The sequence below is a fragment of the Marilutibacter maris genome, assembly GCF_003233695.1.
Classification (GTDB): Bacteria; Pseudomonadota; Gammaproteobacteria; order Xanthomonadales; family Xanthomonadaceae; genus Marilutibacter; species Marilutibacter maris.
Genome location: NZ_CP029843.1, coordinates 2,593,987 through 2,606,574, shown reverse-complemented (window position 1 = coordinate 2,606,574; position 12,588 = coordinate 2,593,987). Strand labels below are relative to the sequence as shown.

The window sequence follows — 12,588 nt, the reverse complement described above, 5'->3', positions numbered from 1 at the left end:
CGACAGGCCGGGCACGCCCGGCCTCTTGAGTTCGCGAATCGCCCGTTCCGGCGGCGATGGCGCGAAGCGCTGTTTCACTTCAGCGGCACGCAGATCGCGGTCCTCCACTCGGCGGGCGGCAGCGCTTGCGGGTCGTTGAGGTATTCCTCGAACACCGGTGTGTCGGCGGCCTCCTCGCCGCTGGCCGGCAACCATTCGCCGAACAGCCAACGATACGGGCGCTCCAGCTCGGCGTAGGGGCCAGTGTGGACCAGCACCGCATGGCGGCCGCCGGCGATCGTGGCCGTGCGCACGTCGCCGTCCACCGTCTGCTCCGTCGCCACCTCGATGCAGGCATCGGCGACCAGTTCGCCGGCGGGCTTGCTCTCCGGATCGTCGTAGTAGATGCCGAAGCTGCGCTGTTGACCGGGGCGCATGCCCTGGCCGGCGGCCCAGGCGGCGAGCCGGCCGAAGGCGCCGCCGATCTGGTGATAGGGACCGACGTGCCGCAGCGCGGCGACATGGCGGGATGGCAGGGTTTCGATCCGGACCTCGTACATGATGGCGTCCTCGGGAATGGCGTGATCGGGACAGGACGGCGCCTGGATGGCGTGGTCCTGGCGGCGACGGAACGCCCCCGGCGGCATGCCGTAGGCCTGCGCGAACGCGCGGTTGAACGCCGCGCCGCTGCCGTAGCCGCAGCGGTAGGCGATCGTCTCCAGCGTGTGGCGGCCGTGCACGAGTTCGACCGCGGCCCGGTGCAGGCGCATCCGGCGCAGGGTGTCGGCCACGGTCTCGCCCATCAGTCCACGGTAGATGCGATGGAAGTGGAACGGCGAGAAGTGGCCGATCGCGGCGAGCTGCTCCAGGGGCAGCGGCTGGTCGAGGTGGTCGGCCAGGTGCGCGACCACCCTTTCCACGCGGGTCGCATAGCTGCGCCGTGTCGCGGGTCGGTTCATGCGGGTCTCCGTCGTTTCCGCCCGATCATCCTGCCGGGACCGGATTGATGGAGGTTGCTAAGTATCGGACCGCGGCGCAATCGCGGCGGCTCAGTGCCCGCCGGATGCGGCGCCGCCGACCTTGGCCGCGAACGGCGGCCGCGCGAACCAGACGAAGACGATCACCAGCAGGAACAGGATGCCGAGCAGGTGGAATATCTCGTTGAAGCCGATCTGCATCGCCTGTTGCGAGATCATCTGGTTCAGCGCCATTGCCCCGCGCTGCGGATCGCCTTGCCCCAGCGTGCTCACGGTCTGCTGGATCGCCGGGTCGGCGGCCTGGATGTGCTCGGTCAGGCGCGCGTGGTGGATGGTGCCGCGCTGGTTCCAGGCCCAGGTGGTCAGCGAGGCGGCGAAGCTGCCGCCGAGCGTGCGCACGAAGGTGGCCAGGCCGGAGCCGGCGGCGATCTCGTGCGGTTCCAGGTCCGACAGCAGGATCGTCAGCACCGGCATGAAGAACAGCGCCACGCCCAGGCCCTGGATCAACTGCACCATGGCGACCCGCTGGAAGTCGACGTCGAGGTTGAAGCCGGCGCGGATGAAGCTGGTGAAGGCCATCGCGATGAAGGCGAAGGTCGCCAGCCAGCGCAGGTCGAAGCGGGTCGCGTACTTGCCGACCAGCGGGGTCAGCAGCACCGGCAGGATGCCGATCGGCGCGGTCGCGAAGCCGGCCCAGATCGCGGTGTAGCCGAGATTGCGCTGCAGCCACAGCGGCACCAGCAGGCCGACGGCGAAGAATGCCGAGTAGGCCAGCACCATCGCGATCGTGCCGCTGGTGAAGTTGCGGTGGCGGAACAGGCGCAGGTCGACGATCGGGTCCTTCTCGGTCAGTTCCCAGATCACGAACACCGCCAGCGCGATCACCGCGACGATGGTCAGCCACACGATCAGGGTGGAGTTGAACCAGTCCTCGTCGTTGCCCAGGTCGAGCATGATCTGCAGCGCACCGACGCCCAGCACCAGGGTGGCCAGGCCGATGTAGTCCATCTTCGGCTTTTCCAGGCGTTCCGGACGGCCCTTGAGCTGGCGGCCGACGACGATGCTGGAGAAGATGCCGATCGGCACGTTGATGAAGAAGATCCATTCCCAGCTGTAGTTGTCGGTGATCCAGCCGCCGAGGATCGGTCCGGCGATCGGCGCGACCACGGTGACCATCGCCAGCAGCGCGATCGCCTGGCCGCGCTTGTGCGGCGGGTAGATCGAGATCAGCAGCGCCTGGGTGACCGGGTACATCGGGCCGGCGACGAAGCCCTGCAGCGCACGCGCGCCGACCAGGAACTCCATGCTGCCGGCCAGGCCGCACAGCAGCGAGGCGATCACGAACGCCAGCGTCGCCCAGGTGAACAGCTTGCGCTCGCCGAAGCGGCGGGTCATGAAGCCGGTCAGCGGCAGCGCGATCGCGTTGCTGACCGCGAACGAGGTGATCACCCAGGTCGCCTGGTTGGCGCTGGCGCCGAGGTTGCCGGAGATGGTCGGCAGCGAGACGTTGGCGATCGTGGTGTCGAGCACCTGCATGAACGAAGCCAGTGCCAGACCGATCGTGGTCAGCGCCTGGTTCGGCGGCGCGAACGCCTTGGGCGGCGCGGGTGTGGCCGGCAGCCCGTAGCTCTCTTCCTGTTCGACGAGGCTGGACATGGAATTCGATCAGCCCTTGTCGCGGGTGCCGTCGTCGCGACGCGCGCCGGCCGGCAGGTTGTCCTCGATCACCGACTGGATCAGCGCATCGGCCTCGGCCAGTTGCTGGGCGTAGCTGTCGGTCGACAGCACCGGTTCCTCGGCCTGGTCCGGGGCGGCGCCCGGGTCCAGCACCGCGCCGTCCTGATCATGGATGTCGACGTCGACATGGGTGCTCAGGCCCAGTCGCAGCGGGTGCTCGGCCAGCTGCGCGGCGTCGATCTCGATGCGCACCGGTACCCGCTGGACGATCTTGATCCAGTTGCCGCTGGCGTTCTGCGCCGGCAGCAGCGAGAACGCGCTGCCGGTGCCCATGCCGAGGCTGGCGATGCGGCCGTCGTACTCGACGTCGCCGCCGTACAGGTCGGCGTGGACCTTGACCGGCTGGCCGATGCGCATGCCGTCCAGCTGGGTTTCCTTGAAGTTGGCCTCGATCCAGACCTTGTCCAGCGGCACCACGGTCATCAGCGGGGTGCCCGGCTGCACGCGCTGGCCCAGCTGCACGCTGCGCCGGGCGGTGTAGCCGTCGATCGGGGCGAGGATCGCCGAGCGCTGCTTGTCGAGCCAGGCGCGACGCAACTGCGCGGCGGCAGCCTGGACCTGCGGCTGGCTGGCGACCTCGGTGGCGTCGACCAGGGCGCGGTTGCGCGCCAGTTCGCCGTGCGAGGCCGACAACGCCGCCTCGGCGGCGGCGAGCTGGTCGCGGGCGTGGGCGAGTTCCTCGCTGGAGACCGCGCCGCTGGCGACCAGGCCCTGACGGCGGCGGACATCGGCGCGGGCCTTGGCGACCGCGACCTGGCGGGCCTTGAGATCGGCCTGGCCGGCATCGACCGCGCTGTACAGACCGCGCACCTGGCGCACGGTGCCGGCGAGGTTGGCCAGCGCCGCCTGGTAGGCGACATCGGCATCGTTGGGGTCGAGCTGGACCAGCACCTGGCCGGCGGCGACCTTCATGCCCTCGTCGGCGTTGATGCCGATCACCGTGCCGGCGGTCTGCGGGGTGATGCTGACCACGTCGCCCTGGACGTAGGCGTCCTCGGTGCTCTGGTGCCAGCGGGCGACCAGCAGGTACCAGGCGGCCCAGGCGGCGCCGGCGATCAGCGCGGTGGCGGCGAGCGCGGCCAGTGCCTTGCGGCGCCTGCCATTGCCCGATCGCGTGGGAGCGGACGGAGCGGTCGTGGCGGTGGGATTGGGTTCGGTCGTCATGGCGGGGCCTTGTCGTTCGATGTTGCCTGCCGGCACCGGGCCGGCAGCGGGAAAGAGGTCGTGGAGGCGCCGGCTTCAGTCGGCGGTGGCTGCCAGCGGCGTGTCCGGCGACTGCAGTGCCAGGCCGCCGCCCAGGGCGGTGTCCAGGTCGACGCAGGCGATCAGCCGCTGTGCGCGCAGCGCGGCCCGCAGCTGGTCCAGTTGCAGCAGCGGCTGCTGTGCGGCGAGCACGTCGAGCTGGGTGCCGATGCCGGCCCGATAGCGGTCTACCGCGATGCGCCAGGCATCGTCGGCGGCGTCGCGGGCGATGGTCGCGGCGGCGATCCGGGCGTCCAGCGAACGCGCGCCCTGGAGGGCATCGGCGACCTCGCGCAGGCTGGCGACCAGGCGTTCGTTGTAGCCGGCGACGGCGAGGTCGTAGTCGGCGTCGCTGGCATCGAGCTGGCTGCGCAGACGGCCGCCGTCGAAGATCGGCAGGCTGATCGCGGGGCCGCCCTGGACCAGCGCGGCGTCGCTGTCGAACAGGTCCGACAGGCCCGCCGAGGCCAGCCCGACCATCGCCGAGAGGTTCACGGTCGGATAGAACGCGGCGCGGCTGGCGTCGATGCCGTGGCGGGCGGCTTCGACCCGCCAGCGCGCCGCGACCACGTCGGGGCGGTGGCCGAGCAACTCGCTGGGCAGCACGTCGGGAATCGCCGGCGCCGGTGCCTGCAGCAGCGCCGGGCGCCGCACGGCGAGGCCGCGGTCCGGCCCCTGGCCGAGCAGGGCGGCCAGGGCATTGCGCGCGGCGTCGACCTGCTGGCGGGCGGCCTGGGCCTGTTCGTCGGCGGAGGCGACCGCACTCTCGGCGCGGCGCAGCTGCATGCGGTTGTCGAGTCCGGCGGCGACGCGCTGTTCGCCCAGTTCGAGCAGGCGCTCGGCGCGTTCGCGCTCGGCCTCGGCGACATCGAGGGCATCGAAGGCCTGGGCCAGCCCGACATAGGTGCGGGCGACGTTGGCCGACAACATCAATCGCGCCGCCTGCAGGTCGGCCTCGGCGGCGCGGACCTGGCCGATCGCGGCCTGCCACTGGGCGCGCTTGCCGCCCCAGAAGTCGAAGCTGTGGTTGAAGCTCAGATCGATCAGCTCGACCCCGCTGTACTCGCCGCCGAGCGGCTCGGGGGCGACGGTGGAAGGGATCCTCAGCCCGGAATACTGCGCGCCGGCGCCGACGGTGGGCCTGCGCTGGGCGTCGGCCAGGCCGGCACGGGCGCCGGCCTGGCGCAGCCGCGCATTGGCGGTGTCCAGGCCCGGGTTGCCGGCCAGGGCCTCGTCGATCAGCGCATCCAGCTGCGGATCGCCGAGGGCGCTCCACCAGCGCAGCTCGGGAAATCCGGCAGCGGAGCCGGCGAATGCCTCGAACGTGCGGCCGCTGGCCAGCGCATCGGCTTCCAGCGCGGTGCCGGCCGGGGTCAGGCCGCCGGTACTTGCGCAGCCGGCGGCGACCAGCAGGGCGCCGAGCAGGGCGGCGGCGGACAGGGACTTGAGCGGGGGCGTCCGCAGCGGACGCCGGGGGGCGGGGGAGGGAGCCATCGATCAGTTGCCGGGAAAGGAAAGGTTGTCGCGGACCCGCGCCAGCAGCGACAGCAGCTGGTCGCGCTCGTCGTCGCTCATGCCGTCGAGCGCGCGTTCGCGCACCCGCCGGCCGCACTCGTTGATGTCCAGCCACATGCGCTGGCCGAGTCCGGTCAGTTGCACGGTCAGGGCGCGGCGGTCGTCGGGGTCGGTGACCCGTTCGACGAAGCCACGCGCCTGCAGCTTGTCGACCAGGCGGGTCATCGCGCCGGGGTTGAGCTCGGCGGCGCGGGCCAGCTCGGTCGCGCCCCGGGGCCCCTCGGAAAGCTTCTTGAGGGTGATGTACTGGCTGAAGGTCAGGTCGTGGCCGGCCTGGGCCAGTTCGTCGGCCATGCGGGCCCACATCGCATCGCGGACCTGGCGGAACAGCAGGCCGAGACTGGACCCGGTGCAAGCGAGCGAAGGCGGTTGTGCGTTCATGGGGCGCATGTTGATAGCCTCTGCAATATTTGTCAATGCAAATATTGCACGTGAAACAGAGCCCGTTCAGCCGGTTGCCGGCCGAAGGACGCGATCGGGGAAGGGCGCGGTCGGAGGGGAGCGGGTCGCGGCGCGGCGTCGGCCGCGCTCAGACGACCCGGTTCAGGACCAGTTCCAGCACCGTTTTGCTGCCGAAGAAGGCCAGCACCAGCAGGGCCATCGCCACCAGGGTCCAGTGCACCGCCTTGGCGCCGCGCCAGCCGCGGCGCCAGCGCCCGACCAGCAGGCCGCCGAACACCAGCCAGGACAGCACGCTGAGCACGGTCTTGTGGACCAGGTGCTGGGCCAGCAGGTTCTCGACGAACAGCATCCCGGTCAGCAGGGTCGCGCTGAGCAGGACGAAGCCGACGGTGATGCTGCGGAACAACAGGGTTTCCAGTTCGACCAGCGGCGGCAGGGCGCGCAACCAGCCGTGGATGCGGTGACGGCGCAGCGCCCGCTCCTGCAGCCACAGCATCACCGCGAGCAGGGCCGCGATCGCCAGCGTGGCGTAGGCGAGCAGGGCCAGCCAGGCGTGCAGTTGCAGGCGCCAGTCCAGCGCCTCCGGCGTCCGCGGTGTGTGCAGGGCGAACGCCAGCAGGGTCGCGGCGGCGATCGGGAACACGATCACGCCCAGTGCCGCCATCCGACCGCGTGCGCCGAACAGCGTGGTCAGCGCGGCCATTCCCAGTCCGACCAGGGACAGCGCGGCGAACAGGTGCAGGTCGGCGGCGCCGCTGTGCTGCCAGGCGATCAGGTGGCGTCCACCGTGCAGCAGGAACCCGCCCAGCGCCAGCCACCACCACGGACGCAGGCCCGGCGCGCGGTCGCGGCCGAGGTCGGCCGCCAGCCAGATGGCGGCGGCGAGGTAGGCGGCGACGGCGATGAGAACGATTGTCATCGACGCAGTGTCGCACACGCGTGCGGCGCCAGTAAGCGTCCCGGGGTCGCATTCCCGGGCGCCGCTGCCGGCACGCGGGCGGTGGCCGCGTGGGCCGGCGTCGGCGGGAGGCTATAATCCGCGCCCATCTTCCGATTTGGCTGTTCCGCGATGTTCGAATCCCTGACCCAGCGCCTGTCCGGCACCATCGAGCGCCTGCGCGGCCGTGGCCGCCTGACCGAGGAGAACATCCGCGAGTCGTTGCGCGAGGTGCGCATCGCCCTGCTGGAGGCCGACGTCGCCCTGCCGGTGGTGCAGGCGCTGATCGAGCGCATCAAGGTGCGCGCGGTCGGTCAGGAGGTGCTCAAGTCGCTGACCCCGGGCCAGGCCCTGATCAAGGTCGTGCGCGACGAGATGACCACGGTGATGGGCTCGGCCGCGGCCGACCTGGACCTCAACACCTCGCCGCCGGCGGTGATCCTGATGGCCGGCCTGCAGGGCGCCGGCAAGACCACCACCGTCGGCAAGCTCGCCAAGCACCTGAAGGAACGCCGCAAGAAGAAGGTGATGGTGGTGTCGGCCGACGTCTACCGGCCGGCCGCGATCGAACAGCTCAAGACCCTGGCCGAACAGGTCGGCGTGCAGTTCTTCCCGTCCAGCGCCGAACAGAAGCCCGAGGCGATCGTGCGCGCGGCGATCGAGGACGCGAAGAAGTCCTACGTCGACGTGCTGCTGGTCGATACCGCCGGCCGCACCAGCATCGACGACGCGATGATGGCCGAGATCAAGGCCCTGCACGCGGCGGTCGATCCGGTCGAGACCCTGTTCGTGGTCGACTCGATGACCGGCCAGGACGCCGCGGTCACCGCCAAGCATTTCAGCGAGGCGCTGCCGCTGACCGGCGTGGTGCTGACCAAGACCGACGGCGACGCCCGCGGCGGCGCCGCGCTGAGCGTGCGCTACATCACCGGGCGGCCGATCAAGTTCATCGGCGTCGGCGAGAAGCCCGACGGCCTGGACGTGTTCCATCCCGACCGCATCGCCAGCCGCATCCTCGACATGGGCGACGTGCTGTCGCTGGTCGAGCAGGTCGAACAGCAGGTCGATCAGGACAAGGCGCGCAAGCTGGCCGAGAAGGTCGCCAAGGGCAAGCGCTTCGACCTCAACGACATGCGCGAGCAGCTCGAGCAGATGCAGAACATGGGCGGCCTGTCGGGACTGATGGACAAGCTGCCGGGCGTCGGCAGGATTCCCGACCACGTCAAGAACCAGGTCACCGGCAAGGAAGTGCCGCGACTGATCGCGATCATCAATTCGATGACGCTGAAGGAGCGCCGCAACCCGGCCCTGCTCAACGGCTCGCGCCGCAAGCGCATCGCCGCCGGCGCCGGCGTCACCCCGGCCGAGGTCAACAAGCTGATGAAGCAGTATCAGCAGATGGAAAAGATGATGGGCAAGCTCGGCCGCGGCGGCATGAAGGGCATGATGCGCGGCATGCGCGGGATGATGGGCGGCCGCGGCGGCATGCCGTTCGGTTGAGGCCTGCTCGTGGGCGGGCACCGGTCGGACCGGTGCCGCGACGCGTCGACCCGCGTCATTGCGTTCCGCGCGCAAGACCGCTTCGCGATGACGGCTGGAGCGGTCTGGACGGGCGATGGGAACGGTCCGGTACTGCATGCGCCGCCGCATGGTTCGTCGGCATGGAACCGGGCGCGAAGCTGGGGGGCGACAGGCCGGTACGACCGCCCTTGAAACAGTGACTTCAGGTAGTGGTGTTTCCTTTCGGTAGCTGATCGACCGACGGTTGCCGGTGCTGTCCGGCAGAGGCTACATTCGGCATCGTTGCGCGTGCTTCGGCGCAATGCCCCGCGCCGGCCGGCAGGCCGGCGCATGGGCGAACAGACAGGGGAGAAGCGGCAAGTTCGCAGTCCCGCAGGGCGCGCGGAGTTCCGCGCGCGTCCGACCGTCCGTTTGCCACTTGAGGGGATTTCCATGAAGTACTTCGATTCAGGATTCGGGGTCGTGCTCGGCACGGCGCTGGTCGTGGCGGTGTCCGGCGCTTCGGCGCAATCGATGCCGGGAGGCGCCGGAGGCGGGACGCCACCGGGGCTGGCCGAACAGGAGCAGGGGCCGAAGGAGATCTACATCGTCGGCTATGCCGAGCCGGCCCTGGCGAGTTACCAGGGCGACCGGTCCGGGCTGGCCAAGCCGGCCCGCAAGGGCGGCCGGGTCGATGTCGCCAGCGCCGAGGCGCGTGCCTACGTGGCCGATCTCGGCCGTCGCCAGGTCGCCCACGAGGCGCGCGCGGCGCGCGTGCTGGGGCGCCAGCTCAAGGTCCGCCAGCGCATGCAGCATGCGCTCAATGCGGTGGTCACCGAGCTGAGCGACCGCGAGGCCGCGGCGCTGGCCAACATGAGCGATGTCGCCTTCGTCGAGCCCTACCGCGAGTACGAGATCGAGACCGACGCCGGCCCGCAGCGGATCGGCGCCGACACCGTCTGGAACCAGGGCAGCGGCCTGCCGCCGGGTCAGTTGATGGACGGTTCGCCGCTGTCGGCCGGTGCCCGCGGCGAGGGCATCGTGTTCGGCATCATCGATTCGGGCATCAATTTCGGCAGCCCGTCGTTCAGCGCGGTCGCCAGCGACGGCTACCAGCACGTCAATCCGCTGGGCTCGGGCAACTACCTGGGCACCTGCGCGCCGGGCGGTGTCGACGAGGGACGTTGCAACGACAAGCTGATCGGCGGCTACGACTTCGTCTGCGAGGCGCCGGGCAATCGCTGCGGCGTGGCCGGCATCCGCGAGGAGCCCGGTTTCGGTGACACCAGCGGCCATGGCTCGCACACCGCCTCGACCGCCGCCGGCAACCCGCGCACGGTCGAGTTCCGCGGCGCCCAGGTCCATATCTCCGGCGTCGCCCCGCGCGGCAACATCATTGCCTACGACGTCTGTTACACCAATATCAGCGACGGTCGCGGACTGTGTCCGAACGTGTCCTCGGCCGCGGCCGTCGACCAGGCGGTCGCCGACGGCGTCGACGTCATCAACTTCTCGATCGGCGGCGGCAGCAGCCCGTGGAGCGAGGCGGTGTCGCAGGCCTTCCTCGGCGCCTCCGATGCCGGCGTGTTCGTCTCCGCGTCGGCCGGCAACTCCGGTCCCGGTCCGGCCACCCTCGGCCATCACGAGCCGTGGGTGACCACGGTTGCGGCGGCGACCCACGGCCGCCAGGGCTATGAGTTCCTGCTCAGCATGACCGGTCCCGGCACGCCGCCGGATCCGCTGCAGTCGGTGGTGCTGACCCCGGGCAGCAACGGCGTCGAGCACTCCGCCGCGATCGCCGGCACCACCGCGTTCGTGGTCGCGCCCGACTTCGACAGCGGCAGCGATGGCTGCGCGGCCTATCCGGGCGGCACCTTCCAGGGCGCGATCGCCTTCGTCCGTCGCGGCGGCTGTTCGTTCTCGATCAAGACCAACAATGCGACCGCGGCCGGCGCGATCGCGGTGGTGATCGCCAACAATGCCGCCGGCGGGCTGATCCCGTCGGTGCCCGGGACCACGATCCCGGCATTCGCGATCACCCAGTCCGACGGCGATGCGGTGCGCGATTTCGCCGCCGGCGTGTCGGCGACCGCGGCGATCGGCTATCCGGCGGTGCAGGTGGCCAATACCCCCGACGTACTCGGCGACTTCAGTTCGCGCGGGCCGGCCAACTATGAGCTGGTCAAGCCCGACGTCACCGCGCCGGGCGTGGCGGTGCTGGCGGTCGACGCCGGCGACACCATCGAGGGCTTCGAGGAACTGGTGGGCCTGAAGAACGGCACCTCGATGGCGGCGCCGCACGTGGCCGGCGCGGCCGGCCTGCTCAAGCAGTTGCATCCGACCTGGACCCCGGCCCAGGTCAAGTCGGCGCTGATGATGACCGCCGACACCGGCGTATTGATCGAGGATGGCGTGACGCCGGCCGATCCGTTCGCGATGGGCAGCGGCCGCGTCGACGTGCCGGCCGCGGCGCGCGCGGCCCTGGTGATGGACGAAAGCACCGCCAACTACCAGGCCGCCAACCCGGCCGAGGGCGGCGACACCAGCAGCCTGAACCTGGCGAGCATGGCCGAGGGCCGTTGCATCGACACCTGCGTGTTCACCCGCACCCTGCGCAGCGTGCGGCGTCCGAACGTGAAGTGGAACGCGCGACTGGAAGGGCTGCCGGGTGCGGTCTCGCCGGCCAGCTTCAAGGTCAGGGGCGGCGGCGAGGTGACCCTGACGGTGAGCGTCGACGCCGCCAGCCTGCCGGCCGACGGCGGCTGGAGCTTCGGCACGGTGGTGCTGGAGCCGAACACGTCCTCGCCGCACGTCGCCCCGCTGCATCTGCCGGTCGCGGTTTCGGTGCCGGCGCCGCAGGCGTCGCTGGATCCGTCCGACGCCATCGAGGTCAGCCTGCCGGCCGGCGGCAGCGGCCAGGCCTCGGTCGACATCGCCAACGTCGGTGGCGGCGTGCTGGACTGGAGCTACCAGGCCAGCGGCTCGATCAGCGCGGTGGTGTTCGCGTCCAGCAACGGTTCGATCGGCTCGGGCACCCGCAGCGCCTACTTCACCGATCTGGGCACCGGCACCTACACCGCCGACGACTTCGTGATGAACGAAACCGGCACGATCGACTTCCTGGCCGCGCGCGGCTTCGTGGTCGGCGCCAGCGACGCCGATCCGATGAGCATCGCCAGCAGCGTGACCTGGGCGATCTACGCCGACGACGGCGGCAAGCCGGCCGGCTACCCGAACCTGGCGCCGGATACCGCGCTGTGGAGCTACACGGCGACGCCGGGCACCCCGGGGCTGGGCTTCAGCGACCGCTGGGTGCAGTTCGATCCGACCCTGGCCGGCGAGAACGTGGTGCTGCCGCCGGGGACCTATTGGCTGCACGTGCGCTTCGACATCCCGTTCGCCAATCGCTGGGCGTGGTACCAGTCGGCCCAGGGCGTCGGCAGCCAGGCCCAGGTGGTGACCTCGCCGGAGCTGGGCGGGGTCTGGGGCGCGACCTCCTCGAGCAACCCGGGCATGGCCTTCGAGGTCAATGCCGCCAGCAGCTGCGGTGCGGCGTGGATGAGCTCGGCGGCGCCGTCGGCCGGGCAGGTCGATGCCGGTCAGCAGCAGTCGGTCGCGCTCAACCTGAACGCGGCCGGGCTGGCGCCGGGCCAGTATGATGCCCGCGCCTGTTTCGCCAGCAACGACCCGGGTATGCCGGTGTCGAGCGTGCCGGTGAGGCTGACGGTCACGCCCTGAGCGTGCGCTCAGCCTGGGGGCCCGCTGCGGCGGGTACCCGACCGGGCGGCCGGGCCCTGTGAGGGGCCCGGTTCCGGGGCGAGCGGGCAGGGGAGGCGGTCGCAGCGGCCGGGGCGAGACGGATCGGGTCGGGCCCTGCCCGGACTTCCACCGATGCCGCCAAGCGGCTACAATCGCCGGCTTACCCCGCCATTCCGGCGGCTGGGCAACACAGGAAAGCAAGCAATGGTCAAGATCCGTCTGGCACGTGGTGGCGCCAAGAAGCGTCCCTTCTACCACATCATCGTCACCGACAGCCGCAACGCCCGCGACGGCCGCAACATCGAGCGCGTGGGTTACTACAACCCGGTCGCGACCGGCGGCGAGAAGCGCGTCGAGCTCAACACCGAGCGCGTCAAGCACTGGGTCGACAACGGCGCGCAGCTGACCGACAAGGTCGCCGTGCTGTACAAGGACGCGGTGAAGTCGGCCGACGCGCCGGCAGCGGCTTCGGCCTGATCG

At 70.8% G+C, this 12,588-nt stretch carries 9 protein-coding genes; 3 read left to right on the top strand and 6 right to left on the bottom strand.

Going from position 1 to position 12,588, the window contains the following annotated elements; translation table 11 throughout:
• Positions 1-74: 74 nt before the first annotated feature.
• The 6 genes from C9I47_RS11350 to C9I47_RS11325 form a co-directional block, all read right to left on the bottom strand.
• Positions 75-938 (bottom strand): AraC family transcriptional regulator, encoded by an 864-nt coding sequence (locus C9I47_RS11350; protein WP_111266840.1) that lies wholly within the window; start codon positions 936-938, stop codon positions 75-77.
• A gap of 90 nt (positions 939-1,028) precedes the next feature.
• On the bottom strand, positions 1,029-2,612 hold the full coding sequence (locus tag C9I47_RS11345; protein ID WP_111266839.1) for a DHA2 family efflux MFS transporter permease subunit: 1,584 nt from the start codon (positions 2,610-2,612) through the stop codon (positions 1,029-1,031).
• 9 nt (positions 2,613-2,621) lie between these two features.
• Positions 2,622-3,857 carry an HlyD family secretion protein gene (locus C9I47_RS11340; RefSeq protein ID WP_111266838.1) on the bottom strand — a complete coding sequence of 412 codons (1,236 nt, stop codon included), beginning with the start codon at positions 3,855-3,857 and terminating at the stop codon, positions 2,622-2,624.
• Between the two features lie 75 nt (positions 3,858-3,932).
• Entirely contained in the window at positions 3,933-5,429 is a 1,497-nt protein-coding gene (locus C9I47_RS11335; RefSeq protein ID WP_111266837.1) for an efflux transporter outer membrane subunit, read from the bottom strand.
• Between the two features lie 3 nt (positions 5,430-5,432).
• Positions 5,433-5,891: a MarR family winged helix-turn-helix transcriptional regulator gene (locus C9I47_RS11330; RefSeq protein WP_223250107.1), complete on the bottom strand. Its 459-nt coding sequence runs from the start codon at positions 5,889-5,891 to the stop codon at positions 5,433-5,435.
• 148 nt (positions 5,892-6,039) lie between these two features.
• Positions 6,040-6,831: a cytochrome C assembly family protein gene (locus C9I47_RS11325; RefSeq protein ID WP_111268103.1), complete on the bottom strand. Its 792-nt coding sequence runs from the start codon at positions 6,829-6,831 to the stop codon at positions 6,040-6,042.
• A gap of 150 nt (positions 6,832-6,981) precedes the next feature.
• On the opposite strand from C9I47_RS11325, the gene ffh reads away from it, so the two are divergent.
• From ffh to rpsP, 3 genes are all read left to right on the top strand, one after another.
• Positions 6,982-8,349 (top strand): signal recognition particle protein, encoded by a 1,368-nt coding sequence (gene ffh / locus C9I47_RS11320; protein ID WP_111266835.1) that lies wholly within the window; start codon positions 6,982-6,984, stop codon positions 8,347-8,349.
• 453 nt (positions 8,350-8,802) lie between these two features.
• Entirely contained in the window at positions 8,803-12,087 is a 3,285-nt protein-coding gene (locus C9I47_RS18080; protein ID WP_190238490.1) for a S8 family serine peptidase, read from the top strand.
• 225 nt (positions 12,088-12,312) lie between these two features.
• Positions 12,313-12,585 (top strand): 30S ribosomal protein S16, encoded by a 273-nt coding sequence (rpsP, locus tag C9I47_RS11310; RefSeq protein ID WP_111266833.1) that lies wholly within the window; start codon positions 12,313-12,315, stop codon positions 12,583-12,585.
• Positions 12,586-12,588 lie beyond the last annotated feature (3 nt).

Coding starts and splice junctions, on each gene's coding strand:
- C9I47_RS11340 (WP_111266838.1), bottom strand. CDS start 3,857: ATGACGACCGAACCCAATCCCACCGCCACGACCGCTCCGTCCGCTCCC.
- ffh (WP_111266835.1), top strand. CDS start 6,982: ATGTTCGAATCCCTGACCCAGCGCCTGTCCGGCACCATCGAGCGCCTG.
- rpsP (WP_111266833.1), top strand. CDS start 12,313: ATGGTCAAGATCCGTCTGGCACGTGGTGGCGCCAAGAAGCGTCCCTTC.
- C9I47_RS11325 (WP_111268103.1), bottom strand. CDS start 6,831: ATGACAATCGTTCTCATCGCCGTCGCCGCCTACCTCGCCGCCGCCATC.
- C9I47_RS11350 (WP_111266840.1), bottom strand. CDS start 938: ATGAACCGACCCGCGACACGGCGCAGCTATGCGACCCGCGTGGAAAGG.
- C9I47_RS11345 (WP_111266839.1), bottom strand. CDS start 2,612: ATGTCCAGCCTCGTCGAACAGGAAGAGAGCTACGGGCTGCCGGCCACA.
- C9I47_RS11330 (WP_223250107.1), bottom strand. CDS start 5,891: ATGAACGCACAACCGCCTTCGCTCGCTTGCACCGGGTCCAGTCTCGGC.
- C9I47_RS11335 (WP_111266837.1), bottom strand. CDS start 5,429: ATGGCTCCCTCCCCCGCCCCCCGGCGTCCGCTGCGGACGCCCCCGCTC.
- C9I47_RS18080 (WP_190238490.1), top strand. CDS start 8,803: ATGAAGTACTTCGATTCAGGATTCGGGGTCGTGCTCGGCACGGCGCTG.